Genomic DNA, 26146 nt, shown 5'->3' on the forward strand with positions numbered 1-26146 from the left:
TCTCCGTAAAGCCGATATCGAGGCAAGGCACTGTGGGAGGCGCTTCAGCGGCGACGGTCGCGGCTAAAGCTCCTCCCACAGGTACGTCGTACGCTCTGGTCAAGCGGCACGTCACACCCACGTTATGCCGATTATGCATGACCCAGCGTTTAACAGCATTGGCCTTAATCCGCCTGAAACCCCTAATCTACGGCGCATCGCGGCCTTTGCCGTATTTCCTGAGATGACCTTGATCATGTCCGCTGCTGCATCCACTCGCCTTGAAAAAGACCTGCTTGGCACCCTCGACGTTCCTGCTGACGCCTATTACGGCATCCAGACCCTGCGCGCCGTGCAGAACTTCCGCCTGTCCGGCGTGACGCTGTCGCATTACCCAAAACTGGTCATCGCCCTGGCCATGGTCAAGCAGGCCGCCGCCGACGCTAACCGCGAGCTGGGTCACCTCTCCGCCGCCAAGCACACAGCGATCAGCACCGCCTGTGCGCGCATTATTCAGGGTGAGTTTCACGAGCAGTTCGTGGTCGACATGATTCAGGGTGGCGCGGGCACTTCGACCAACATGAACGCCAACGAAGTCATCGCCAACATCGCGCTCGAGGCCATGGGCTTCGAAAAAGGTGACTACAAGCAGCTGCACCCGAACAATGACGTGAACATGGCGCAGTCGACCAACGACGCCTACCCAACCGCCATTCGCCTGGGCCTGCTGCTCGGTCATGAAAGCCTGCTGAGCGCATTGGATAAGCTGATCCAGTCGCTGTCGAAAAAGCATCTGGAGTTCAGCCACGTCCTGAAGATGGGCCGCACCCAGCTGCAAGACGCCGTGCCGATGACCCTTGGTCAGGAATTCCGCGCCTTCGCCACCACCCTCGGCGAAGACCTGCAGCACCTAAAACGCTTTGCCCCGACTCTGCTCACCGAAGTGAACTTGGGCGGCACCGCGATTGGCACCGGGATCAACGCCGACCCGCAGTACCAACTGCTGGCGGTCAAGCGCTTGGCGATTATCAGCGGCCACCCGCTTACGCCAGCCGCCGATTTGATCGAAGCCACCTCGGACATGGGCGCCTTTGTGCTGTTCTCCGGCATGCTCAAACGCACCGCGGTCAAACTGTCGAAGATGTGCAACGACCTGCGCCTACTCTCCAGCGGCCCGCGCACCGGCATCAACGAAATCAACCTGCCCGCGCGCCAGCCCGGCAGTTCGATCATGCCCGGCAAGGTCAACCCGGTGATCCCGGAAGCGGTCAACCAGGTAGCCTTCGAAGTGATCGGCAACGATCTGGCGCTGACCATGGCCGCTGAAGGTGGCCAACTGCAGCTCAACGTGATGGAGCCGCTGATCGCCTACAAGATCTTCGACTCGATCCGCCTGCTGACCCGCGCCATGGATATGCTGCGCGAACTGTGCATCGACGGCATCACCGCCAACGAAGCGCGCTGCCGTGAACTGATGGAAAACTCCATCGGCCTGATCACCGCGCTTAACCCTTACATCGGCTACGAGAACGCCACGCGCATCGCCAAAGTAGCGTTGGACAGCGGCCGTGGCGTGCTGGAGTTGGTGCGCGAAGAAAAGCTACTGGACGACGCCACCCTGGCTGACATCCTGCGCCCCGAAAACATGATCGCCCCGCGCTTGGCACCCCTGCTAAGCCACTGACATAGCCTGCTGTAACGGAGGATGTCCCCCCTCCGCTTCCCAGGGATGGCTTCGGCCATCCCTTTTTTGTGGGCGCATATGCCGTGCGCCATCACTTCTCAGCGCTGCACACAGGTCTTACAACGGACCGCGACTCAACCTAGCATGGCGCATCAGCTCAGGAGCCCGCCCATGTACACGCCCGCCGCCTTTCGCCAGGACGACCTCGCCACACTGCACCAGCAGATGCTCGCCACGCGCCTGCCGACGCTGGTCAGCCATGGTGCGCAGGGTTTGCTCGCCAGCCATTTGCCGTTGCTACTGGACGCAGACGAAGGGCCCTATGGCACGCTGTACGGCCACTTCGCCAAGGCCAACCCGCAGTGGCGCGATTTGGCTGACGGCAGCCCGGCGCTGGTGATCTTACAGGGCGCGGAAGCCTATATCAGCCCGTCTTGGTACGCCGCCAAGGCCGAGCACGGCAAGGTGGTGCCGACCTGGAATTACATCAGCGTGCAGGCCCATGGCCGCGCCGAGGTGTTTGAGGACGCCGAGCGCCTGCTGAATCTGGTCAGCCGCCTCAGCGATCAGCACGAAGCCGAGCGCCCGCGGCCTTGGGCGGTGAGCGATGCGCCGCGCGAGTACATCGACAGCATGCTGCGCGCTATCGTCGGCTTCGCCTTGCCCATCGAACGCCTGGAGGGTAAATGGAAGCTCGGACAGAACCGCAGCCAGGCTGACCAAACGGGCATGCGCGAAGGTCTGCTCGCCAGCCCAGACCCACGCGACCGCGAATTGGCCGCGCAGATCAACCGCTCAACCATGCCCAAGGAAGCGCCATGACCCCGTCGACCTTGCTCGATTGGCAACCCGCAGCAACCCCGCCCCGCACTGCCTTAAATGGCCACTATGTGTGCCTTGAACCGCTTGACTCGGCGCGCCATAGCGACGAGCTGTGGCAGGCGCTGCAAGGCCCGGACAGCGACCCGGCGCTCTGGGATTACCTGCCCTACGGCCCGTTCAACGAACGCGCGGCCTTCGATGCGTGGTTAAGCAGCCATGCCGCCAGTGACGACCCGCTGTTCTTTAGCGTGATTGACCTGCGCCAGCAGCGCGCCGTCGGCCTGCTCAGCCTGATGCGCATCGTCCCCGCGGACGGCTGCATCGAGATCGGCCATGTGATCTTCGGTGCCCCCATGCAGCGCAGCCCGGCATCGACCGAGGCGGTGTACCTGCTGGCCAAGCTAGCGTTTGCCACGCTGGGTTACCGTCGTCTGGAATGGAAGTGCGACGCGGCCAACGCCCGCTCCATGCACGCGGCCAAACGCCTGGGCTTTAGTTACGAGGGCTTGTTTCGTCAGCACATGGTGCGCAAAGGGCGTAATCGCGACACCGCTTGGTATTCGATCATCGACCGCGAATGGCCTGCCCTGGCCATCGGCTTTGAGCGCTGGCTGGCGGCGGATAACTTCGACGCCTGTGCACAACAGAAACAGCGCCTAGAAGATATTATGAGGAAATAAAGAGTAGGTTGGCGTTGAGCGCAGCGAAGCCCAACGCTGCACCCGGCCTCGACGCGTACGCGGCTTGGGCCACCCGCATCATGCGATCAACCGCTTATTCGATCTCAAACAAACCATGACGAATCTGCGCGCCGGCCAGGCGCTGGCGGATATCGGCGTCGATGCGCGGGTCGTCTGGGCTGTAGAGCATCACTTGGCGGTAGGCGTTGACCCGGTTGATCTCGGTGCCTAGGTATTCCCAGACCACACGGGTGCACGCCGGGGTGCGCAGGTCGCCGCTGGACACACCGGTCTTCAGGCCGTTCAAGCGGGTGATGCGACTCTTGTAGCTGGGAATCAGGATGGTTTGGCTCATTTCGTTGCCGGTCAGCGACTCGTAGTCGATGAGAAACAGCCGGTCTTGCAGGTAGAACGCCGCGCCTAGGTAGCGACAGCGCACCCAGTCTTCGGCCTTGCCACTGTCGGCGCGCGACGGTTCCTGACGCTCCTGGCGTTCAAAAAGAAAGCTGCCGCGCTCCTCACGCAGGTGCACCAGCGACAACAGAATCTGCCCCGGCACCGACATGCAGTTGGCGTACTCGAAGTAATAACCGCAGTAACGCGACAGGCTACTGGAGTGCTCGCCCAGCGGTTGAAACAACTCCAACAGCGGATCGCTTGGCAGGCGGGTGTCATGGCTGCCGATGCGCGCACCAATCAGGTCGGCAAACTGCTCGGCCGGCAGGTTCAGTTCATAAGCCTCGACACCAAAAAAATCGCAAATGCGCTTGAGGTTGAAGGCCGTCGGTCGGCTCTGCCCGCTGAGGTACTTATTGAACTGGGCGCGATTGATGGTGAGTTTGCGGCAAACCTCGGCAATTGACCGGTAATGGCTGCACAACAGCTTTAGATTGGGCCCTAGATGGTCAGGCATGGCAGATTCCTGGTGATGCGAGCGACGCAATTTTAGCATCAACTCGCGCCAAGTCGACGCCACCCGCGAAATTGCATGGACAGCGCGTCTGCTCAACCATTCGGGTCCCACGCATATTCCCTTCTCAAAACAACAAGAGAGACCTCACTGCCATGCTCGATATTCTTAACGACCTGCTCTGGAGCAAGGTCCTCATCGTTGCCCTCGTCGGCCTCGGGCTGTACTTCTCGATTCGCTCGCGTTTTGTCCAATTCCGTTACTTCGGCGACATGTTCCGCATCTTCGCTGAAGCATTCGAGCGTCAACCCGGCCAGCTCAGTTCGTTCCAGGCACTGATGCTCTCAGTAGCCGGGCGTGTGGGTGCAGGTAATATCGCCGGTGTGGCGGTCGCCATCATGCTCGGTGGCCCCGGTGCGATCTTTTGGATGTGGGTTGTGGCGCTGCTGGGTATGGCTACCAGCTATTTCGAATGCTCCCTGGCGCAGCTGTACAAGCGCCGCCAGGCAGATGGCACTTACCGGGGCGGCCCCGCTTTTTACATCTTGCACGGCCTGGGTCAGCGCTGGATGGCAGTTACCTTCTCGATCCTGCTGTTGGTGACTTTCGGTTTTGGCTTCAACGCTGTTCAGTCCTACACCGTCGCCACCTCATTGCATGACACCTTCGGGTTACCGACTTATGTCAGCGGCTTGGCACTGGTGGCCATAATCGGCTTGATCATTTTTGGCGGCATCAAGCGCATTGCCAGCATGGCTGACGTGCTGGTACCGATCATGGCGTTCTCCTACATCGGCATGGCGCTGGTTGTGCTGGGCATGAACATTACCGAAGTGCCGGAAACCCTGTCCCTGATCGTACGCAGTGCCTTTGGTCTTGAGCCAGCGTTCGCCGGCGGTATCGGTGCGGCCATTATGATGGGCGTGAAGCGCGGCCTGTTCTCCAACGAAGCGGGCCTGGGCAGTGCGCCCAACGTCGCGGCAGTGGCTGAAGTCAAACACCCGGCCGCACAAGGTATCGTGCAGTCGCTGAGCGTGTTCATCGACACCATTTTGGTGTGCACCAGCACCGCACTGATCATCCTGCTCTCGGGCGTTTACCAGCCGGGTAGTGAAATGGCAGGCGTTGTCCTGACCCAAACAGCCCTGGCCGCCGAAGTGGGTGAATGGGGTCGGGTGTTCGTCAGCATGGCGCTACTGCTCTTCGTCTTCACCACGCTGGTTTACAACTATTACCTGGGTGAGAACGCCCTGAGCTTCTTCAGCAAGAAGAACTGGTTGTTACAAGCGTACCGTGTGATGGTGATTGCATTGGTGCTGTGGGGTTCTATGCAGGACCTGTCGACTGTATTCGGCTTTGCCGATGTGACCATGGGCTTGCTGGCCTTGGTCAACCTGACGGCGATGTTCCTGCTGTTCAAAACGGGCCTGCGCCTGATGCGCGACTACGACAGCCAGATCAAAGCCGGTGTAGAGTCGCCTGTATTTGACGCGAAGAACTTCGCAGACCTGGACCTCGACCCCGCTGCATGGCCGAGCAAAGGCAACGCTGCGACGGTTAATGCCGCAGAGGCAAGCAACGTGGCACACCAGCGCTAAGCGTTTGAAAAGATGTTAAAAAACAGGGGGCTTGGCCCCCTGTTTGCTTATAAGAACAATAGAAATCACGGAGACCCCACGATGGGTTGCAAACAACTTCTGGTGCTCTACACCGGTGGCACCATCGGCATGCAGATGAGTACAGCTGGCCTGGCCCCGGCGTCTGGTTTTGAAGCGCGTATGCGCACGCAACAAGCCCTGCAAGACCAACCCCTGCCACAGTGGCAATTCCGCGAGCTGTTGCCGCCGATTGATAGCGCCAATATGCAGCAGCGCAACTGGCTGGCGATGGGCGCGGCCATTCGCGCCGGGGTTGAACAAGACGGCTGCGATGGCGTACTGCTGTTGCACGGCACCGACACCCTGGCCTACAGCGCCGCCGCGTTGAGCTTTTTGCTGTTGGGCTTGCCGGTGCCGGTTGTGCTCAGCGGCTCGATGCTGCCAGCCGGTGCAGAAGGCAGCGATGCCTGGGGCAACCTGTTCGGCGCGATGAGCGCATTGCATGACGGCATCGCGCCGGGCGTGCACCTGTATTTCAACGGTGCGCTGCTGCACGGGGCGCGGGTCAGCAAGCTGCGCAGCGATGCCTTTGATGCCTTCCACGTGCTGCCGCGCCTGCGTCAAAGCCCGCGTGCCGAGCACATTCCGGCCAGCATCGACTTTCGCCAGCCGCGTCAGCCGGTCAACCTGGCGGTGCTGCCGTTCTACCCCGGCATTCAGGCGAGCCACCTACGCGCGCTGCTCAACAGCGGCGTGCAGGGCTTGGTGCTGGAATGCTACGGCAGCGGCACTGGCCCGGCCGATGACGCCGAACTACTCGGCGAACTCAAGGCCGCGCATGAACGCGGTGTGGTCCTGGCAGCCATCAGCCAATGCCCGCACGGCCATGTGGAATTTGGTGTGTATGCGGCAGGCAGCCAAATGGCCAGCGCCGGGCTTATCTCCGCTGGCGGCATGACCCGTGAAGCGGCGCTGGGCAAGCTGTTCGCCCTGCTCGGTGCGGGCCTATCGCCCACCGACGTGGCACACTGGTTTGCCATTGACCTGTGTGGTGAGCGCGCGGATTGAAGGATGCGGGCTTGCAGCTAGGCTGCAAGAGCCGCTGTCCGATCTAAAGGCTTTGCCCCAGTAAGGAGTGACCCGCATGACCGTTCGCATTCCCGTTGAAATCCGCCCGGTGAGCAGTGCCGACCATGCCGCCTGGTTGCCGCTGTGGCAGGGCTACCAGCGCTTCTACATGACCGAGATTGCCGCTGCGACCAGCGACCTGACCTGGCAGCGCTTCCTTGACCCGGCCGAACCACTGCACGCCGCCCTCGCCTGGCATGAAGGCCAAGCCATCGGCCTGGTGCACTGGATTTACCACCGCTCGACCTGGACGCCCGGCGACTACTGCTACCTGCAAGACTTGTTCATCGCCAAAAACATCCGCAGCAGCGGCGCAGGTCGCCAACTCATCGAGCATGTGTATCAGCAGGCCAAAGCCCAGGGCTGCTCACGCACCTACTGGCTGACCCACGAGAGCAACAGCCGCGCCATGCTGCTGTATGAACGCATCGCCGAGCGCTCGGGGTTTATTCAGTACCGTAAAGTCTTCTAAGCCCGACCGCCTTGCTGCCACCGCCTCAGGCGGTTATCGTCACGTCCATGCCCGGCCACTTGCGCCGGTGCACACCTGGATCAGCAGACAGGGTGAACACTGAGCTGGCTAACCTGAACCTAACTTCAGAGGAGCCAACTCAATGGCTGCTACGCGTATCTGGATCCAAAACCCCCTCGCCATCTTCACTGCCAACAACCTCGACGCTGCCGGCGGATTGGTGATTGAGGGCGGTGTGATCGTCGAACTGCTCAAGGCCGGCCAACAGCCATCGCAACCCTGCGAGCGGTGCTTTGATGCGCGCGAGCATGTGGTGTTGCCGGGGCTGATCAACACCCACCACCACTTCTACCAAACCCTCACACGCGCCTGGGCCCCGGTGGTCAACCAGCCGTTGTTCCCCTGGCTGCAAACGCTCTACCCGGTGTGGGCGCGCCTGACGCCCGAGAAGCTCGCCCTGGCCAGCAAAGTGGCACTAGCCGAGTTGCTGCTGTCCGGCTGCAGCACGGCGGCGGATCATCACTACCTGTTCCCCGGCGGGCTGGAAAACGCCATCGATGTGCAGGTTGAAGCCGTGCGCGAGCTGGGCATGCGCGCCATGCTCACGCGCGGCTCCATGAGCCTGGGCCAAGCCGAGGGCGGCCTACCGCCGCAGCACACCGTGCAGCAAGGCGAGGTGATTCTGGCTGACAGCCAGCGGCTGATCCAGACCTATCACCAGCGCGGCGATGGCGCGCAAATCCAGATCGCTTTAGCGCCCTGCTCACCCTTCTCGGTGACCCAGGAGATCATGCGTCAAAGCGCCGAACTGGCCGAGGAACTGGACGTGCGCCTGCACACCCACCTGGCGGAAACCCTCGACGAAGAAGCCTTCTGCCTGCAACGTTTTGGCTTGCGCACCGTGGACTATCTGGACAGCGTCGGCTGGCTCGGCCCGCGCACCTGGCTGGCCCACGGCATCCACTTCAACCCGGATGAAATCGAACGCCTCGGCGCGGCTGGCACCGGCATCTGCCACTGCCCCAGCTCGAACATGCGCTTGGCCTCCGGTATTTGCCCAACGCTTGATTTAGCCGCAGCCGGCGCGCCGATCGGCCTCGGAGTGGATGGTTCGGCCTCCAATGACGGCTCCAACATGATCCTCGAAGCGCGTCAGGCGCTGTACTTGCAGCGCCTACGCTACGGTGCCGAGCACATCACCCCGGAATTGGTATTGGGTTGGGCCAGCAAGGGTTCCGCCGCGCTGCTGGGCCGCACCGACATTGGCGAGTTGGCGGTGGGCAAGCAGGCTGATTTGGCGATGTTCAAGCTCGATGAGCTGCGCTTCTCCGGCAGTCACGATCCGATCTCAGCCTTACTGCTGTGCGGTGCCGACAAAGCAGACCGCATGATGATCGGTGGCCAATGGCGGGTGATCGACGGGCAAATCGAAGGCCTCGACGTGGCCCAGCTGATCGCCGATCACCGCCAAGCGGCCAAGGAACTGATCGCGGGGTAATGCATTCACACTGTAGGTGCGGGCAGTTAAAACACCGACCAGCCGATCCGCTCGCTCAGCAACTCCAGCGCCTTGATTCCGGCCAGGGAGTTGCCAGCGGCGTTGAGTTCCGGCGACCACACGCACACGCTGAACTGCCCCGGCACCACGGCAATAATCCCGCCGCCTACACCGCTTTTACCCGGCAGGCCGACGCGGTAGGCGAAGTTGCCCGCCTCGTAGTACAGGCCGCTGGTGGCCATGATCGCGTTGACTTGCTTGCTCTGCCGCGCGCTCAAGATCTGCTGGCCGCTGTGCTTGCAGAAGCCGTCGTTGGCCAGAAAGCAGAACGCCCGCGCCAAATCGGTGCAACTCATGCGCAACGCGCAGTAGCTGAAGTAGCTGCGCAGCACCGCTTCCACATCGTTATGAAAATTGCCGAACGACTGCATCAGGTAAGCCGCCGCCGCGTTGCGCGCGCGGTGCTGGTATTCCGACTCCGCCACGCGCCGGTCCACCACGATCTCGGGGTTGCCAGCCAGGCGTCGGACAAAATCGCGCATCGACAACACCGGCGCGGCAAAGCGTGACTGGTTGATGTCGCAGATCACCAGTGCGCCGGCATTGATAAACGGATTGCGCGGTTTGCCACGCTCGAATTCCAACTGCACCAGCGAGTTGAATGGTTGGCCAGACGGCTCATGCCCGAGGCGCTGCCAGATGTCTTCACCGGAATGCTCGATGGCCTGCACCAGGCTGAACACCTTGGAAATGCTCTGCACAGAGAACGGCGTGTGCGCATCACCGGCGCAGTAAAGCTCGCCATCGTTGCTGTACACAGCAATGCCCAGCTGGTTGGCCGATACATCGGCCAACGCGGGGATGTAATCAGCCACCTTGCCCTGACCGATCAGCGGGCGGACTTCATCGAGGATTTCATTCAACAACGCTTGCATGTTCAGGCTCACCCCTAGGCCCGAGCGCGCCTCGGACAGTGGCAAATAGACGCTTGCCCGGCGGTGCTGATCACACCTCAACACCAGAGAATGAACCGCCGCAACCTAGAGTGGATAACGCTCTTTCATCCACCGGGATTCAACCGCGCACGGTGGACGGGTGAAGCGACGTCCACCCTACCGAACTCACGCCATACAACCTGCGCAATGCACAGCAGCGTAGGCCGGATGACGCTCTTCTCATCCACCGTGATCGAGCGCCGGTCAGAACTTCTCTGGCCGCAACACTTCGACCTGCGACAGGTAGCAGACCATAGCGAAGTTAGCGTAGTAGCGCGCTTGCAGGTGATTGGCGATGCGGTCGGCAATGTCGCGGGTGCAGATGATTTCGACACGGATGTTGCCTTCGGTATCCCAACCGGCGCTGCGCACGCCGCGTCCACCACGGCCTCGAGCGTCAGAGATGGTCCATCCCGGCGCGCCGAGTTGTTGCAAGTCGACCACCAGTTTCTTCTCCAGCGCGGCCTCGCAGATCACCGTCAGCAGAGTGCGGATATGTGCATCCATTTCAGAGTCCCCAGGCGATCAGTTGCTCGGCCAGCAGCAGGTAGAGTGGTATGCCGATTAAGATGTTGAAGGGGAAGGTGATCCCCAGTGACGCTGTCAGTGACAGCGAAGGGTTGGCCTGCGGCAAGGCCAAACGCATGGCCGCTGGCACCGCGATGTAGGACGCCGATGCGGCCAGTGTGGCCAACACCGCTGTGCCGCCCAGGCTCAGGTCCATCATGCGGCCCAGCAAGGCACCAACAAGGCCACCAAACAGCGGCATCAGCAGGGCGAAGGCCAGCAGGCGCAAGCCAAACTGTTTCAGCGCGCCCAGCTGACCGGAAGCGATCAGACCCATTTCCAGCAGGAACAGCGCCAGCACCGGTTTGAACATGCTGGTGTACAGCGGCTCCAGCGGCTTGATGCCTTCCTTGCCGGCAATCGCGCCGATCACCAGACCGCCGAGCAGCAGCATGATGCTTTTACCGAGGAAAATTTCCCGGCCCAGTTCGCCCCAATTGGTATCGCGGGCGATGCCCTTGGCCAGCAGAATGCCGACCAGAATTGCCGGGATTTCCAGAATGGCGACAAACAGCGGCATGTAGCTTTCAAACTCAATGCCCTTGGCCATCATGTAGGCCACGACCACGGCAAAGGTACCGGCGCTCACCGAACCATAATGCGCCGCCACCGCTGCGGCGTTGACACGATCAAAGCGCAGGGCGCGCAGCACGGCAAAGGCGATCAGAGGCATGGTGATGCCAAGCGCCAGCACCCACGCCGACTGCCCCAGCAGTTGCCAGCTGACCTGCTCAGCCAACTCCACGCCGCCATGCAGACCGATGGCCAACAGCAGGATGATCGACAAGGTTTCGTAAAGTGCTGGCGGCAGTTTCAGTTCGCTTTTGAGCAAACCGGCTGCCAAGCCAAACACAAAAAACAGCACTACCGGATCCAGGCTCACCGCATATCCCTCAGGTTAATAATGTCTGCACCTATAGACGCTCAGCGCGTCACATCGAGCCAATAAAAGGCCACGCCCCAAACCCGGCTGTGCTGAAACCCGGTTTCTACCGTCCGCTTGGCCAAATGGCCACTCGAACGGCGCGGGGCATGACCATAAACCAGAGCCTTGCGGCTCGCCAGGGTAATTCCCCAGGTTTTGCCAGCCATCAACTGCACTTTGAGAAAGCGACGTTGATCGCTGCACTGAATAAAACGCCCCGGAAGCGGATCGAATGCCTGTTCAACCGTCCGGGGCAAAACATCCTCAACGCACGCCGCGCTGAAGAGGTATTTCGTTAACCTTCGATTTCCACCAGTACGTCACCCGGATTGACCCGGTCACCCTTCGCCACATGCACCGCTTTAACGGTGCCGGCAATCGGCGCCTGCACTTCGGTTTCCATCTTCATCGCTTCGCTGATCAACACGGCTTGGCCGGCCTTGACCGCATCACCCACCTTGACCAGCACATCAACGATGTTGCCCGGCATGCTGGTGCTGACATCGCCCGGCGCACTGGCTTGTTTGCGCTTGCCTGTGGCACCCGCAACAAAATCATTCAGCGGTTCGAACACCACTTCTTCCGGCATGCCATCGATGGACAGGTAGAAGTGGCGCTTGCCGTCGCTCTTCACGCCCACACCGGTGATGTCGACGCGGTAGCTTTCGCCGTGCACGTCCACGACAAACTCAGTGGGCACGCCTTCACCACCGGCCGGGGCCACAGCGCCAGCCTCGGGGATGGCCAACAACGCTTCAGGCTTCAAGGTGCCGGTCGCACGCTCTTCAAGGAACTTACGGCCGATGTCGGGGAACATGGCGTAGGTCAGCACGTCTTCTTCGCTGTGCGCCAGGCTGCCAATTTCTTCGCGCAGCTTGGCCATTTCCGGCTTGAGCAAATCGGCCGGGCGTACCTCGATGACTTCTTCACTGCCAATCGCCTGCTTGCGCAGTTGCTCGTTGATCTTGCCCGGAGCCAAGCCGTAGCGCCCCTGCAGGTAGAGCTTCACTTCGTTGGTGATGGTTTTGTAGCGCTCACCGGCAAGCACGTTGAACACCGCCTGAGTGCCAACAATCTGCGAGGTGGGCGTGACCAGCGGCGGAAAGCCCAGGTCTTCACGCACGCGCGGGATCTCGGCAAACACTTCGTTGATGCGGTTCAGCGCGCCCTGCTCTTTGAGCTGGTTGGCCAGGTTGGACATCATCCCGCCCGGCACCTGATTGACCTGCACGCGGGTGTCGACGGCGGTGAACTCGCTTTCGAACTGGTGATACTTCTTGCGCACCGCATGGAAGTACATGCCGATCTCTTGCAGCAGCGACAAGTCGAGGCCGGTGTCGTAGGGGCTGCCTTTTAACGCGGCAACCATGGACTCGGTGCCAGGATGGCTGGTGCCCCAGGCAAAGCTGGAAATGGCCGTGTCGATATGGTCCGCCCCAGCCTCAATCGCCTTGAGCTGGCACATCGCACCCATGCCGGCGGTGTCGTGACTGTGGATAAACACCGGCAGATCCACTTGCGCCTTCAGCGCGCCCACCAAGTTGGCCGTGTCGAATGGCGTCAGCAGCCCGGCCATGTCTTTGATGGCGATGGAGTCGATGCCCATGGCCTGCATGGCCTTGGCCTGCTGCACAAAGGCGTCGACGGTATGCACGGGGCTGGTGGTGTAGGCGATGGTGCCCTGAGCATGTTTGCCCGCCGCTTTCACCGCTTCGATAGACACACGCAGGTTACGCACATCATTCATCGCATCAAAGATGCGGAATACGTCGATGCCGTTGACCGCCGCCTTGGCCACAAAAGCACGCACCACGTCATCGCTGTAGTGCCGATAGCCGAGCAGGTTCTGCCCGCGCAGCAGCATCTGCAAACGGGTGTTGGGTAACCCGGCCTTGAGTTTGCGCAGGCGCTCCCACGGGTCTTCTTTCAAGAAGCGCACGCAGGCATCAAACGTCGCCCCGCCCCACACTTCCAGCGACCAGTAACCCACCTGATCGAGCTTGGCGCAGATCGGCAGCATGTCTTCCAGACGCATGCGCGTGGCGATGATCGACTGGTGTGCATCACGCAGAATGGTGTCGGTGACGGTGATTTTTTTCTGCAAAACGGGCTTGCTCATGTTCTCAGCTCTCCTGTAGCCCGGATGCACTCCGGGGCCGCAGATATATCCCGGATTATCTCCGGGCTACGATTCGTTAAAGCCCTGCGTGAGCGGCAATGGCGGTGGCGATGGCGATAGCCAAGTGCGACGGGTTGCGCTTGATCGAGTACTCGGTCAACTCCGGGTGCGCCTCGACAAAACTGGTGTTGAACTGGCCGCTGCGAAACTCTGCATTACGCAAAATCTCCTGGTAGTAAGGCGCCGTGGTTTTGACCCCTTGCAAGCGCATGTCGTCCAAAGCGCGCAGGCCACGATCCAGCGCCTCTTCCCAAGTCAACGCCCACACCACCAGCTTCAGGCACATCGAGTCGTAATACGGCGGGATGGTGTAGCCGGTGTAAATCGCCGTGTCGGTACGCACGCCAGGGCCGCCGGGAGCGTAGTAGCGGGTGATCTTGCCGAAGCTGGGCAGGAAGTTGTTCTTCGGGTCTTCGGCATTGATGCGGAACTGCAGAGCAAAACCCCGGTGGATGATGTCTTCCTGCTTAACCGATAACTCCAGCCCCGAAGCGATGCGAATCTGCTCGCGAACAATGTCGATGCCGGTGATTTCTTCGGTGATGGTGTGCTCCACCTGCACGCGGGTGTTCATCTCCATGAAGTACACCTCGCCTTCAGCGAGCAAAAACTCCACGGTGCCGGCGTTCTCGTAACCCACGGCCTTGGCGGCTCGCACAGCCAGATCGCCGATGTAGGCGCGCTGCTCCGGGGTCAGCTGCGGGCTGGGGGCGATTTCCACCAGCTTCTGGTTACGCCGCTGGATTGAGCAGTCGCGCTCATAAAGGTGCACGGTGTTGCCAAAGCGGTCGGCGAGAATCTGCGCTTCGATGTGCTTGGGATTGACGATGCACTTTTCCAGAAACACTTCGGCACTGCCGAAGGCCTTGGTTGCCTCGGAAATCACCCGTGGGAACGCCTGCTCCAGTTCAGCACGCGAGTTACAGCGGCGAATACCCCGGCCGCCGCCACCGCTGGTGGCCTTGAGCATCACCGGATAACCGATGCGATCGCCCTCGACCAGCGCTTCGGCAATGTCAGCCACGTTGCCTTCGGTGCCCGGCGTGACCGGCACACCGGCTTTGATCATGCTGCGCCGCGCCTCGGTCTTATCGCCCATGCGGCGAATCACTTCCGCCGACGGGCCGATGAACTTGATCCCACGCTCGGCGCAAATATCGGCCAGTTCGGCGTTTTCCGAGAGGAACCCATAACCGGGATGCAGCGCATCACAACCGGTTTCCACCGCCAAGTTGACCAGCTTGCGCGGGTTCAGGTAGCCGGCCAACGGGTCGGCACCAATGCCATGCGCCTCGTCTGCACGCTTGACGTGCAGGGCATGGCGGTCGGCATCGGAATATACGGCCACCGAGCGAATGCCCATCTCGGCGCAAGCTCGCACAATGCGTACGGCAATCTCGCCGCGATTGGCGATCAGGATTTTCTTGATCACGGGCCAGCATCCTCGATCACGTGAACAGGCAACCGGACAACCGGTCGTGGGGCGACCACCAAGGCACAGGCAGTCAGGCGCTCACGCTACGCCGCCTTAGCGATTAACCAAAATCAATAATTATTGGGTTAGCCATTAGTAAAGACTTATAGTTGCAGGCACTAATGTTCGCTAGGCAGGCCTCAACAATGCGTAAGTCATTGCTGCGTATGACATTTCGTCAGTTTCAGGTATTCCGCTCGGTGTGCAGTCACCTGTCGTACAGCCGCGCGGCTGAAGAAATGGCCCTGACCCAACCGGCCGTGAGCCTGCAGATTCGCCAGCTGGAAGAATTGATCGGCCAACCGCTGTTCGATTACGTCGGCAAAAAACTCTACCTGACCGAGGCCGCCGAACTCTTGCAACGCGCCAGTGCGGATATCTTCGGCCGTCTGGAGAGCCTCGACATGCAGCTCTCAGACCTGCAAGGCTCACTGCAGGGGCAACTGAGCCTGGCAGTGGAGTCCAGCGCCAAATACTTCGTTCCCCACCTGTTCGCCGCTTTTCGCCAGCAATACCCGGACGTTAGCTTGCAGTTGGTGGTCACCAATCATGCGCAGGTGATCAAGCGCCTGAACGCCAACCGCGACGATTTGCTGATCATGTCGCGGGTGCCGACAGACATGAACCTGGAATTTTTCCCCTTCCTGAATAACCCGATCGTCGCTGTCGCTCCGCCCGACCACCCGCTCAGTCAGCAAGGCACGCTCAGCCTGCAGGACCTCACCGCTTACCCTCTGCTGGTACGCGAACCCGGCTCCGGCACGCGCAAAGCCTGCGAGGACTACTGCCACTTAAAACGCGCACATTTTGCGCAAACGCTGGAAGTTGGCTCTATGGAAAGTCAGCGCGAAAGCGTACTCGCCGGCCTCGGCTTGGCCCTGCTACCGCGCCACGCCGTGCGCCGCGAGTTGGCTTGCGGCGCACTGCACGAGCTGCCTGTGAGTGAACTGCCACTGCTGCGCAGTTGGTGCCTGGTGCACCCACGCAGCAAGCACCTGTCACCCGTAGCCCAAGCATTTTTTGCCTTCGTGCGCGAGCAACGCAGCCTGATTAACGCCCTGGCTGAGCGCTTTGACGGGCCGATAGCATCACCCGCAGGGGTACAGACATGACTCACCATCCGCCATAAAAGCGGACAATTGTGTATATGATGATTTGGTTGGCCCACCACTCCGGTATTGCAGCGTGCCCTTACCCAAATTCAACCCTCCGAACCTTGGTATCACCCCGACTGCTTCGGAGGTGATTGCTACCCACCTGCGTGAAGCGATTATCTCCGGGCATTTCGATGAGGATGAGCCCATCCGTCAGGACGATGTCGCCAAGCTGTTTAACGTCAGCAAGATTCCCGTCCGCGAGGCACTCAAGCGTTTAGAGGCTGAGGGATTGGTGCTGTTCCAACGCAATAAGGGCGCGGTGGTCACACGTATCTCCGAACCGGAGTTGGCGCAGATGTTCGAGGTTCGCGTGCTGTTGGAGGTTCAGGCAATACGCTTGGCGGTGCCTAACATGACCGCTGCGACATTCGCGGCTGCCGAACGTATTTGCTCAGCCTTTCTTGGTGAAGAGGACGTGGGGCGCTGGTCTGAACTCAACTGGCAACTGCATGCCTGCTTGTACGAGCCAGCACAGCGCCCTTTTATGGTTAACCTGATCCGCTCCATCCACGACAAACTGGAACGCTATCTGCGCATGCAAATGAGTTTGTCTGAAGGTAAGCAACGCGCCGACCAGGAACATCGCGAAATCATCGCCGCCTGCCGCGCCGGCGATGCCGACCATGCCGCCGCCCTGATAGCCGAACATATCAACGGCGTTTGCCAAACCCTCTATGCCCACCTGCCCAAACAAAACTTGACCAAGTAACCCGTCACCCCTGTGCTGATTTCGTCATTGCCTTGAGTTAAATCAATCAAGCCGCTGACCCACCGTCAGCGGCACCCTTACTGCATCTTTAGTGCCTTAGGGAGCACCACAGCATGCAGCGCATTCATGTTCTCGATTCGCACACCGGCGGCGAACCAACACGCCTGGTCATCGAAGGATTTCCTGATGTTGGCCAGGGCAGTATGGCTGAACGTCGGCAGCGGTTAGCCGCTGAATTCGACCACTGGCGCAGCGCCTGCATGTTGGAGCCACGTGGCAGTGAGGTGCTGGTAGGCGCCCTACTTTGCAGTCCCGTCGACCCCAGCGCCTGTGCCGGTGTGATCTTCTTCAATAACAGCGGCTACCTGGGCATGTGCGGCCACGGCACCATCGGTTTGATCGTCTCGTTGGCCTATCTCGGCCGTATTGGTCCGGGCGAGCACCTTGTAGAAACACCGGTGGGCACGGTCACCGCAACACTGCATGAGGATGGCTCAGTCAGCGTGCGCAATGTGCCGTCCTATCGCTATCGCCACAACGTCACAGTAGACGTGCCGGGTTATGGCCCGGTGGTTGGCGATATCGCCTGGGGAGGCAATTGGTTTTTTCTGATTAGCGAGCATGGCCTGCGCGTGGCCGGCGACAACCTGCCCGCGCTTACGGCCTACAGCGTAGCGGTGCAGCAGGCCCTGGAGGATCAAGGCCTGCGCGGTGATGACGGCGGATTGATCGACCATATCGAGTTGTTCGCCGAGGATGCCGAGGCCGACAGCCGCAACTTCGTGCTTTGCCCGGGCTTGGCCTATGACCGCTCGCCCTGCGGCACCGGCACCAGCGCCAAACTGGCCTGCTTGGCGGCCGACGGCAAACTGCAGCCCGGTCAGATCTGGCATCAGGCCAGTGTGATCGGCAGTCAGTTCGAGGCTAGTTACGAGGCTGTCGATAACGGCCGCATCATTCCTACCATTCGTGGCCGCGCCCACCTCAGCGCCGACGCCCAACTGCTGATCGAGGCTGATGATCCATTCGCCTGGGGCATCCGCTTGTGAGCCTCAAGGCTGACGTCATCATCATTGGCGCCGGCATCATCGGTGCCGCCTGCGCCCATGAGTTGGCCAAACGTGGCCTGCGCGTGCTGGTACTGGATGCCGGCCGGCGCGCCGCAACCGCCGCCGGCATGGGCCACCTGATCGTACTGGACGACAACCCGGCGGAACTGGCGCTCAGCCAATACTCGTTACAGCGCTGGCGCGACTGGGGTCGCGAGATGCCCGAAGACTGCGCTTATCGGCAGAACGGTACCCTGTGGTTGGCCGCCAATGCCGAGGAAATGGCCGTGGCCGAGGCCAAGTATCAAGCCCTGCGCGAACACGGCCTGGATTGCCAGTTGCTTGGCGCAAGCGCCTTGCAGATGACGGAGCCTGAACTGCGTCATGGCCTGCATGGGGCGCTCAAAGTCGGCGGCGACGGCATTCTCTACGCACCCAACGCGGCACGTTGGTTATTGCAGCATCCCAACATTGTTCAGTGCACTGCCACGGTGACGGACATCGATGAGCGACGCATACGCCTGGATGATGGGCAATGGCTAAGGGCCGAGACCTTGATCCTGGCCAACGGTATCTATGCCCGCGAACTGTGTCCGGAGCTACCAATACAGGCAAAGAAAGGTCACCTGTTGATCACCGACCGCTACCCCGCTCGGGTCAGTCATACCCTGGTGGAGCTGGGTTATGTCACCAGCGCGCATAACGCCAGCGGCCCTTCAGTGGCGGCCAATATCCAACCGCGCCCCACAGGCCAACTGTTGATCGGCGCATCGCGCCAGTTTGACAGCAAGAGTTCCGAGGTAGAGCCCTTGATGCTGGCCAACATGCTGCGCCGCGCCGTCGACTATATGCCCGGACTGGCCGGGCTAAACGCCATCCGCGCCTGGACCGGCTTTCGCGCTGCCACCCCAGACGGACTGCCGCTGATCGGTGAGCACCCGCAGCGCCCAGGCCTTTGGCTGGCGGTCGGCCACGAAGGTCTAGGGGTCACCACCGCGCCAGGCACCGCCGAACTGCTGGTCGCCCAACTGTTCAGCGAAACGGCGCCACTGACGCCGGACGCCTATCTGCCACAGCGCTTTCTCGGAGCCAACCCATGCCTGTAGTGATCCTGAATGGTCAACCGCTGCACGTCGGCGATGGCACGACAGTGGCCGCCGCACTGAGATTGGGCGGGGACGGCAGTAGCCGCACCTCGGTCAGCAGCCAACGCCGCGCACCGCTGTGCGGCATGGGCGTGTGCCAGGAATGCCGGGTGACCATTAATGATCAACGGCGCCTGGCCTGCCAGACCCTCTGCCTTGAAGGCATGCGCGTGGAGAGCAGATGATGAACGTAGACATTCTGATCATTGGCGCTGGCCCTGCTGGCATGGCGGCAGCCTTAGCAGCAGCACCCAGCGGGGCGCACATTGCCCTGCTCGACGATAACCCCAGCCCCGGCGGACAAATCTGGCGTGACGGCCCTCAGGCTCATCTGCCAGCTCAGGCACACGAGCAGCGCCAGCGTCTTGCCGCCCACAAGAACATCCAGTTGTTGACCGCCACACGCGTTGTGGCCCGGGCCGGCACCCGTGAATTGCTTGTGGAAAACGCCGAACGGGGTTGGGTGATTGCATACGGCAAATTAATCCTTTGCACGGGTGCCCGTGAACTGCTGCTGCCATTTCCGGGCTGGACGCTGCCGGGCGTGAGCGGAGCTGGCGGCCTGCAAGCCCTGGTCAAAGGCGGCCTGCCAATACGCGGTGAACGCGTTGTAGTCGCCGGCAGTGGCCCACTGTTGTTGGCCAGCGCGGCCACAGCGAAGAAAAATGGCGCACGCGTGCTGCATATCGCCGAGCAGGCTGAGTGGCGTGCCGTGGCTAACTTTGCCAAGCAACTGCCGCGCTGGCCGAACAAACTGCTGCAGGCTTTCAGCCTCTTCCATCCGCGTTACCGAGCAAACAGTCATGTTGTCGAGGCGTTGGGCGATGGCCGATTGGAAGCGGTTCGCCTGAACATCGACGGGCAAATCCGTGAAGTCGCCTGCGAGCGACTTGCCTGCGGCTTTGGCCTGATACCCAACCTGCAACTCGCTCAGGCACTGGGCTGTGACATTGCCGATCAAGCGATTGCCGTGGACGCCTGGCAGGCCACCAGCCTGAGCAATGTCTACGCCGCTGGCGAAAGCACCGGTTTTGGCGGCTGCGAGAAGGCCCAGGTCGAAGGCGCTATCGCGGGCTACATGGCCGTCGACGCGCCACAAAACGCTCGCCTGCTATGGCCACAGCGCGAGCGCTGGCAGGCTTTTGCCCGAGCGCTGGGCACAGCATTTACGCTCGGTGACGCGGTGAAGAACCTGGCCCAGCAAGACACCTTGCTGTGTCGCTGCGAGGACGTCCCCCTGTCCGCGCTGACTGGCCGCCAGAGCTGGAGCCAAGCCAAGCTGGCCAGCCGCTGCGGCATGGGTGCCTGCCAGGGGCGTATCTGCGGTGCAGCCAGCCAAGCGCTATTCGGCTGGGAACCGTTTGCCCCGCGCCCGCCATTCAGCCCTGCCCGTATCGAAACCCTACTGCAGTTGGATCAGCACAACTAACCACGGCCGCGGCCTGTTCAGGCATGCGGCCAGGCCTTATTCTGCGGTCAATCGCGGAGCCGCCATGCCCACCCCCAGCAACCCACTGCACCTTCTACCCACCAGCAATGCTGTTGATATCTCCGGCCTGGTGAGCAGCCTGCAAGCCATTGCGCCGTTGCTTGACGCACTGCTGGGCGTGGTTTTTTTTATCAAGGATCACAACGCCCGCTATCTGCTACTCAACCAAACCTTGGTGCAACGCCTGGGTTGCAAGGATAAGCAGCAACTCCTTGGCCACACCGCCGAAGAAGTCTTCCCCAACCGCCTTGGCGCGCTCTATACCGCTCAGGACTTGCACGTGCTGAATGCCGGCACGCGGCTCGACAACCAACTGGAGCTTCATCTCTATCCCGGCCGCCAACCCGGCTGGTGCCTGACCCACAAGCTGCCCTTGCGTGATGTCGAGGGCAAGATCATTGGCATGGCCGGTGTTTCCTGTGACCTGCCCAGCGCTAACTCCCAGCACCCCGCCTACCCGAAAGTCGCTGCCGTCGATGCCCATATAAAGCAGCACTTTGCGCAGAACATCAGCCTGAACGAACTGACAACCATTGCCGGGCTCTCCGTGGCGCAACTGGAGCGCCATTGCCAGCGCATTTTCCAGCTCAGCCCACGGCAGATGATCCATAAGGCACGCCTCGGCGCCGCGACCCAGTTGCTGGGAGAACACTTGCCCATCACCGAGATCGCGCTGCGCTGTGGTTACACCGATCACAGCGCCTTCAGTCGCCAGTTCAAAGCGCATACCGGTCTGTCCCCCAGCCAGTACCGCGAGTCGCTGCAAAACCGCTGAGCGCCTCTCTAGTGTGCACGCTTCCCACAACCTGCTCCGTTAGGTAACAGCCGCGTAGCCATGCCCGTTACACCGCCGGTGTTAACGCTATAAACGCCGCCGCTTCAATCTTAAATTTTCTATATAAAACAGATACTTATTAAAAAATAAAGCTCACTAGCGGCATGTGGCACGTGCAATGCATATTTAATATCGTATACGAAATCCGATACACGCAGCGTCACTCCTAATCTGCCACACGCACGAGAAAAGAGAGATACCCATGAAAAAACCACTATTGGCTGCAACCGCTTTTGCACTCCTAAGCGGCTCCTTGATCAGTAATGCCCATGCCGACAAGCTCGACGACATCATTGGCTCCGGCAAGCTGCGTTGCGCTGTAACGCTGGACTTCCCACCTATGGGTTTCCGTGACGAGAAGAACCAGCCCGCAGGATTTGATGTGGATTATTGCAACGACCTGGCCAGCGTTTTGGGGGTCAAAGCCGAGGTGGTGGAAACGCCATTCCCAGACCGCATCCCAGCACTGGTTTCCGGGCGCGCTGACGTGATCGTCGCCTCCACCTCCGACACCCTGGAACGCGCCAAAACCGTGGGCATGACCATGCCTTACTTCGCCTTCCAGATGGTGGTATTGACCCGCGAAGACACCGGCATAACGGGCTATGACGACCTCAAGGGACGCCCGGTCGGCAATACCAGCGGCACCTACGAGGCCATCGCCCTGGAAAAGGACGTGAAAAGCTGGGGCAGCGGTAGCTTTCGCGCCTACCAGAACCAGAACGACACCATTTTGGCCGTAGCCCAGGGTCATATCGACGCCACCGTTGTCACCAATACCGTGGCCGCCGCCACCCTTAAATCGGGCAAGTACAAAGGCCTCAAGGTCGTTGGCGATGCGCCCTATGTGGTCGATTACGTGTCCCTGGCAGCCAAGCGGAACGAATACGGCCTGATCAACTACCTCAACCTGTTCGTCAACCAGCAAGTGCGTAGCGGCCGCTATCAAGAACTGTGGACCAAGTGGGTGGGCGATGAAATCAGCCCGGCCAACTTGACCGTCCCTGGCGTGTATTACTGACCGATCGCGCTCGGGAGCGAGAAGTATGTCTACAACAAGAATCACGGGCCGCAGTCTGGTGGCCGGTCGTGGGCAGGGCAGCCTGCTCTGGGCCGATCAGGGTCTGAGTTTCTGGGGGGGTGTCGATCCGTTCAGCGCGGAGGTGATCGATCGACACCACCCGCTGAGCGGTCAATCGCTGGCCGGGCGCATTCTGGCCATTCCCAGCGGACGCGGCTCCTGCACAGGCAGCAGCGTCCTGCTGGAGTTGATCCTCAACGGCCCGGCACCTGCAGCGCTGGTGCTGGCCGAACCCGACGAAATTCTCACCCTCGGCGCGCTGGTCGCCGAGCAGGTGTTTAACGTGCAACTGCCGGTGCTGTGCATTGGCCATGCGGCCTTCGCCGACCTGCAACAGCATGCTGGCCGTACCGTGCGCATCGACGGCGAGCACTTACAACTTATTAACAGCACACCAGACGACCTCTGGTGCGCCGAGCCCATCGCGGCCACAGAAAGACCGCATACCTCGCTTTCACTGAATGCGCGCGACCAGGCCCTGCTCGCCGGCGAGTCCGGTAAGGCTGCCCAGGTGGCCATGCAGCTGGTGGTGCGTATGGCTGAATTGATGGGGGCAACCGAGCTGCTGGATGTGACGCAGGCGCATATCGACGGCTGCATCTACACCGGTCCAGCCTGTCTGCGTTTCGCCCAACAACTGCGCGACTGGGGGGCTGCGGTCTGCATACCGACCACCCTCAACGCAATCTCGGTGGACCAACGCCAGTGGCGCGCCCTCGGCATTGATCCGGCGTTTGGCGAACCCGCCAGCGAACTGGGCGATGTGTACATGGCAATGGGTGCGCAACTCAGCTTCACCTGCGCACCCTATGTGCTGGACAGCGCGCCGGCACTGGGTGAACAGATCGTCTGGGCCGAATCCAACGCGGTGGTGTACGCCAACAGCGTGCTGGGTGCGCGCACCCTCAAGTACCCGGACTACATGGACATCTGCATCGCCCTGACCGGCCGTGCACCGCGTTGTGGCGCGCATCTCGACGAGGGCCGCAGTGCGACGTTGCTCATTGATGTGCAGTACCCGCAAACGCCGGATGACAGCTTCTGGCCCTTGCTCGGCTACCACATAGGTTTGCTGGCAGGCCGCGAGATACCGCTGCTGACCGGTCTGGAACAGAGCGGTGCCAGCCACGACGACCTGAAAGCATTCGGCGCCACCTTCGCCACCACCTCGGCGGCACCCATGTTCCATATCGCCGGTATTACTCCGGAAGCCCGCGATGCCACGCGTGGGCAAGGGTTGCTGCGCACCCTGCGCGTGACTAACGCCGAACTGATGCAAAGCTGGCAGGCGCTCAATAGTGCTGAGGATGAGCAGGTGCCTTTGGTCGCGCTTGGCAACCCACACTGCTCGTTAACCGAGTTAGCCCGTCTAGCAGCGCTCTGCACGGGCCGGCAAAAGCACCCGGACAGCGCATTGGTGGTGACCTGTGGCCGTGCCGTGCACGAACGGGCTGACGCCGCCGGCTACCTGGCAACACTGCGTCAGTTCGGTGCCGAGGTACTCACCGACACCTGCTGGTGCATGTTGGGCGAGCCGGTGGTGCCACGGCAGACGCACAGCCTGATGACCAACTCAGGCAAATACGCCCATTACGCCCCGGGGCTGGTTGGCCGACAGGTGCACTTCGGCAGCCTTGCCGCGTGTGTAGAGGCTGCGTGCAGTGGACGAAACCCGCAGCAAATGCCCGCTTGGCTTGCCACCCTTCAACCCTAAGGACGCCACTGATGTTCGATTACAACTTCCAATGGCATGTCGCGCTCAAGGCACTGCCGGACATGCTGGCTGGTGCCTGGGTAACGCTGGAAACCGCCGCCTTATCGATGCTGATCGGTACGTTTATCGCCCTGTTGCTGACGCTGATGCGCCAGCAAGAGAACCTGCTGCTGCGCGGCTTCGCCGAGACTTGGGTGTCAATTGCACGCAATACACCGTCGCTGTTCCAGATCTACATCCTCTACTTCGGCCTGGGCGCTTTCGGCCTGCATGTCAGCTCGTGGTTGGCGTTGCTGGCCGGTATCACCTTCAACAACGCCGGGTATCTGGCGGAAAACTTCCGTGGCGGTCTTAAGGCTGTACCGGAGACTCAGATGCGCGCCGCACGGTCGCTGGGCATGAACGCCTTCCAGGCCTATCGCCTGATCATCATCCCGCAGCTATTACGCATCGTTTTCCACCCGCTATCGAACCAGATGGTTTGGGCGGTGCTGATGACATCACTTGGCGTGATCGTGGGGTTAAACAACGACCTCACTGGTGTGACTCAGGACTACAACGTTAAGACCTTCCGCACCTTCGAGTACTTCGCCCTGGCAGCAGTGCTCTATTACCTGATCGCCAAGACCATCGTACTCAGCGCTCGGCTCATGGCCTGGCGGCTGTTCCGCTACTGAGGATCACGTCATGTTCTCTACAAGTCTGACCGCCAGCGACCTGCTCTTTATGCTTCAGGGCGCCTGGGTCACCGTGCAACTGACCGCGGCCGCCATGGTGATTGGTACCTTGGCCGGGGTGATATGCGGCCTGCTACGCGCCGCCCTGCCCAAAGCCAGTTTGCCGCTGGCCTGGGTGCTGGATGTGTTTCGCAGCGTGCCGCTGCTGATCCAGTTCGTCCTGTTCAACTCGATGAAAAGTATCGCCGGGCTGGATATCAGCGCCTTTACCGTCGGCTGCCTGGTACTCGGGGTTTATGCCGCCGCCTTCTGCAGCGAGATCGTGCGCAGTGGTATTCAGGCCGTCCCGGCCAACCTGCGTCGCGCGGGCCGCTCTTTGGGCATGAGCTACTGGCAGGACTTGCGCTATGTGGTGCTGCCACTGGCCACGCGCGTGGCCTTTCCGGGTTGGCTCAACCTGGCGCTTAGCGTGATGAAAGACACCGCTCTGGTGATGTGGATTGGCATCTTCGAGCTGATGCGCACCTCGCAAAGCGTCGTCACCCGTATTCAGGAGCCGCTGTTGGTGCTCTGCATCGCGGGTCTTATCTATTACTTCATGAGTTTGCTGGTGGCCCAGCTGGGTAACCGTCTGGAAAAAAGGTGGCAGGAAAATGATTGAAATCGACAAGGTGCATAAGTCCTTTGGCGACCTGGAAGTGGTCAAGGGCGTCAGCCTGACGGTGAACAAGGGTGAGGTGGTGTCGATCATCGGCGGTTCCGGGTCAGGCAAGTCCACCCTGCTGATGTGCATCAACGGCCTGGAGCCGATCCAGCGCGGCAGCATTCGCGTGGATGGCACCGAGGTGCACGCCAAAGGCACCGACCTGAATCGGCTGCGGCAGAAGATCGGCATCGTGTTCCAGCAGTGGAACGCCTTTCCCCACCTGACCGTGCTGGAGAATGTGATGCTCGCGCCGCGCAAAGTGCTCGGCCTGAGCAAACAGGACGCCGAAGCCATGGCCGTTAAACAGCTCACTCACGTGGGCCTGGCGGACAAACTCAAGGTCTTTCCCGGCAAGCTCTCCGGCGGCCAGCAGCAGCGCATGGCCATCGCCCGCGCACTGGCCATGAGCCCGGATTACATGCTGTTCGATGAAGCAACCAGTGCGCTTGATCCGCAATTAGTCGGTGAGGTGCTGGATACCATGCGCCTGCTCGCCGAAGACGGCATGACCATGATTCTGGTGACTCATGAGATCCGCTTTGCCCGCGACGTGTCCGACCGCGTGGCGTTCTTTCGCAATGGCCTGGTGCATGAGATTGGTACCCCGGATCAGGTCATTGGCAACCCGCAGAAAGCCGAAACTGCTGACTTCCTGAAGTCGGTCAACTGAGAA

At 60.9% G+C, this 26146-nt stretch carries 26 protein-coding genes; 20 read left to right on the forward strand and 6 right to left on the reverse strand.

The features are described 5' to 3' along the window. The first annotated feature begins 235 nt into the window (after window positions 1–235). The 3 genes from AUK77_RS13495 (at window position 236) to AUK77_RS13505 (ending at window position 3165) form a co-directional block, all read left to right on the forward strand. The gene (locus tag AUK77_RS13495) at window positions 236–1663 is read left to right on the forward strand and encodes an aspartate ammonia-lyase (RefSeq protein ID WP_296130607.1); all 1428 of its coding nucleotides are present in this window, start codon (window positions 236–238) and stop codon (window positions 1661–1663) included. Between the two features lie 171 nt (window positions 1664–1834). After that, window positions 1835–2485, forward strand: a complete 651-nt coding sequence (locus AUK77_RS13500; RefSeq protein WP_296130490.1) for an FMN-binding negative transcriptional regulator — start codon at window positions 1835–1837, stop codon at window positions 2483–2485. Continuing rightward, window positions 2482–3165 carry a GNAT family protein gene (locus tag AUK77_RS13505; protein ID WP_296130492.1) on the forward strand — a complete coding sequence of 228 codons (684 nt, stop codon included), beginning with the start codon at window positions 2482–2484 and terminating at the stop codon, window positions 3163–3165. Before AUK77_RS13500 ends, AUK77_RS13505 begins: the two co-directional genes overlap by 4 nt. Before the next feature lie 94 nt (window positions 3166–3259). On the opposite strand, the gene AUK77_RS13510 is transcribed toward AUK77_RS13505, so the two are convergent. Beyond that, on the reverse strand, window positions 3260–4078 hold the full coding sequence (locus tag AUK77_RS13510; protein WP_296130494.1) for a helix-turn-helix transcriptional regulator: 819 nt from the start codon (window positions 4076–4078) through the stop codon (window positions 3260–3262). 152 nt (window positions 4079–4230) lie between these two features. Between AUK77_RS13510 and AUK77_RS13515 the strand changes: the two genes are divergently transcribed. From AUK77_RS13515 to AUK77_RS13530, 4 genes are all read left to right on the forward strand, one after another. Then, entirely contained in the window at window positions 4231–5673 is a 1443-nt protein-coding gene (locus tag AUK77_RS13515) for an alanine/glycine:cation symporter family protein (protein ID WP_296130496.1), read from the forward strand. A gap of 81 nt (window positions 5674–5754) precedes the next feature. Next, the gene (locus AUK77_RS13520; RefSeq protein ID WP_296130498.1) at window positions 5755–6741 is read left to right on the forward strand and encodes an asparaginase; all 987 of its coding nucleotides are present in this window, start codon (window positions 5755–5757) and stop codon (window positions 6739–6741) included. A gap of 76 nt (window positions 6742–6817) precedes the next feature. Beyond that, entirely contained in the window at window positions 6818–7273 is a 456-nt protein-coding gene (locus tag AUK77_RS13525; protein WP_296130500.1) for a GNAT family N-acetyltransferase, read from the forward strand. A gap of 142 nt (window positions 7274–7415) precedes the next feature. After that, window positions 7416–8771 (forward strand): 8-oxoguanine deaminase, encoded by a 1356-nt coding sequence (locus AUK77_RS13530; protein ID WP_296130502.1) that lies wholly within the window; start codon window positions 7416–7418, stop codon window positions 8769–8771. A gap of 26 nt (window positions 8772–8797) precedes the next feature. Here the strand turns inward: AUK77_RS13530 and glsB are convergent, their stop codons facing one another. The 3 genes from glsB to AUK77_RS13545 form a co-directional block, all read right to left on the reverse strand. Further along, entirely contained in the window at window positions 8798–9706 is a 909-nt protein-coding gene (gene glsB, locus AUK77_RS13535; RefSeq protein ID WP_296130504.1) for a glutaminase B, read from the reverse strand. Window positions 9707–9970: 264 nt separating this feature from the next. Continuing rightward, complete coding sequence (locus AUK77_RS13540) at window positions 9971–10273, reverse strand: transcriptional regulator (RefSeq protein ID WP_296130506.1); 303 nt, start codon at window positions 10271–10273, stop codon at window positions 9971–9973. A gap of 1 nt (window position 10274) precedes the next feature. Further along, window positions 10275–11216 (reverse strand): sodium-dependent bicarbonate transport family permease, encoded by a 942-nt coding sequence (locus tag AUK77_RS13545; protein WP_296130507.1) that lies wholly within the window; start codon window positions 11214–11216, stop codon window positions 10275–10277. A gap of 149 nt (window positions 11217–11365) precedes the next feature. Between AUK77_RS13545 and AUK77_RS13550 the strand changes: the two genes are divergently transcribed. Continuing rightward, the gene (locus AUK77_RS13550; protein ID WP_296130508.1) at window positions 11366–11557 is read left to right on the forward strand and encodes a hypothetical protein; all 192 of its coding nucleotides are present in this window, start codon (window positions 11366–11368) and stop codon (window positions 11555–11557) included. Here the strand turns inward: AUK77_RS13550 and oadA are convergent. Both oadA and AUK77_RS13560 read right to left on the reverse strand, forming a co-directional pair. Next, window positions 11554–13377, reverse strand: coding sequence for a sodium-extruding oxaloacetate decarboxylase subunit alpha (gene oadA / locus AUK77_RS13555; protein WP_296130509.1), 1824 nt, complete (start codon window positions 13375–13377; stop codon window positions 11554–11556). The genes AUK77_RS13550 and oadA overlap by 4 nt on opposite strands. A 76-nt stretch (window positions 13378–13453) precedes the next feature. After that, on the reverse strand, window positions 13454–14869 hold the full coding sequence (locus AUK77_RS13560) for an acetyl-CoA carboxylase biotin carboxylase subunit (RefSeq protein WP_296130510.1): 1416 nt from the start codon (window positions 14867–14869) through the stop codon (window positions 13454–13456). 188 nt (window positions 14870–15057) lie between these two features. On the opposite strand from AUK77_RS13560, the gene AUK77_RS13565 reads away from it, so the two are divergent. From AUK77_RS13565 to AUK77_RS13620, 12 genes are all read left to right on the forward strand, one after another. Next, entirely contained in the window at window positions 15058–16023 is a 966-nt protein-coding gene (locus tag AUK77_RS13565; RefSeq protein WP_296130511.1) for a LysR family transcriptional regulator, read from the forward strand. Between the two features lie 73 nt (window positions 16024–16096). Further along, window positions 16097–16777 carry a GntR family transcriptional regulator gene (locus AUK77_RS13570; protein WP_296130512.1) on the forward strand — a complete coding sequence of 227 codons (681 nt, stop codon included), beginning with the start codon at window positions 16097–16099 and terminating at the stop codon, window positions 16775–16777. Window positions 16778–16890: 113 nt separating this feature from the next. Beyond that, window positions 16891–17826, forward strand: coding sequence for a 4-hydroxyproline epimerase (locus tag AUK77_RS13575; protein WP_296130513.1), 936 nt, complete (start codon window positions 16891–16893; stop codon window positions 17824–17826). Beyond that, the gene (locus tag AUK77_RS13580; protein ID WP_296130514.1) at window positions 17823–18932 is read left to right on the forward strand and encodes an FAD-dependent oxidoreductase; all 1110 of its coding nucleotides are present in this window, start codon (window positions 17823–17825) and stop codon (window positions 18930–18932) included. The genes AUK77_RS13575 and AUK77_RS13580 overlap by 4 nt, the downstream gene beginning before the upstream one ends. Next, window positions 18923–19156, forward strand: a complete 234-nt coding sequence (locus AUK77_RS13585) for a 2Fe-2S iron-sulfur cluster-binding protein (protein ID WP_296130515.1) — start codon at window positions 18923–18925, stop codon at window positions 19154–19156. The genes AUK77_RS13580 and AUK77_RS13585 overlap by 10 nt, the downstream gene beginning before the upstream one ends. Then, window positions 19156–20400: an FAD/NAD(P)-binding oxidoreductase gene (locus tag AUK77_RS13590; RefSeq protein WP_296130516.1), complete on the forward strand. Its 1245-nt coding sequence runs from the start codon at window positions 19156–19158 to the stop codon at window positions 20398–20400. Before AUK77_RS13585 ends, AUK77_RS13590 begins: the two co-directional genes overlap by 1 nt. Before the next feature lie 64 nt (window positions 20401–20464). After that, window positions 20465–21235, forward strand: coding sequence for an AraC family transcriptional regulator (locus AUK77_RS13595; protein WP_296130517.1), 771 nt, complete (start codon window positions 20465–20467; stop codon window positions 21233–21235). Window positions 21236–21497: 262 nt separating this feature from the next. Next, window positions 21498–22316 carry a transporter substrate-binding domain-containing protein gene (locus AUK77_RS13600; protein WP_296130519.1) on the forward strand — a complete coding sequence of 273 codons (819 nt, stop codon included), beginning with the start codon at window positions 21498–21500 and terminating at the stop codon, window positions 22314–22316. Between the two features lie 25 nt (window positions 22317–22341). Then, window positions 22342–24090 carry an aconitase family protein gene (locus AUK77_RS13605; protein WP_296130520.1) on the forward strand — a complete coding sequence of 583 codons (1749 nt, stop codon included), beginning with the start codon at window positions 22342–22344 and terminating at the stop codon, window positions 24088–24090. An 11-nt stretch (window positions 24091–24101) separates the two neighbouring features. After that, window positions 24102–24767, forward strand: a complete 666-nt coding sequence (locus AUK77_RS13610) for an amino acid ABC transporter permease (protein WP_296130521.1) — start codon at window positions 24102–24104, stop codon at window positions 24765–24767. A gap of 10 nt (window positions 24768–24777) precedes the next feature. Beyond that, window positions 24778–25428 (forward strand): amino acid ABC transporter permease, encoded by a 651-nt coding sequence (locus AUK77_RS13615; protein ID WP_296130522.1) that lies wholly within the window; start codon window positions 24778–24780, stop codon window positions 25426–25428. Continuing rightward, complete coding sequence (locus AUK77_RS13620) at window positions 25421–26143, forward strand: amino acid ABC transporter ATP-binding protein (RefSeq protein WP_296130523.1); 723 nt, start codon at window positions 25421–25423, stop codon at window positions 26141–26143. Before AUK77_RS13615 ends, AUK77_RS13620 begins: the two co-directional genes overlap by 8 nt. Window positions 26144–26146: the final 3 nt, after the last annotated feature.

The organism is Pseudomonas sp. Ga0074129, from assembly GCA_001465025.1.
Lineage (GTDB): Bacteria > Pseudomonadota > Gammaproteobacteria > Pseudomonadales > Pseudomonadaceae > Aquipseudomonas.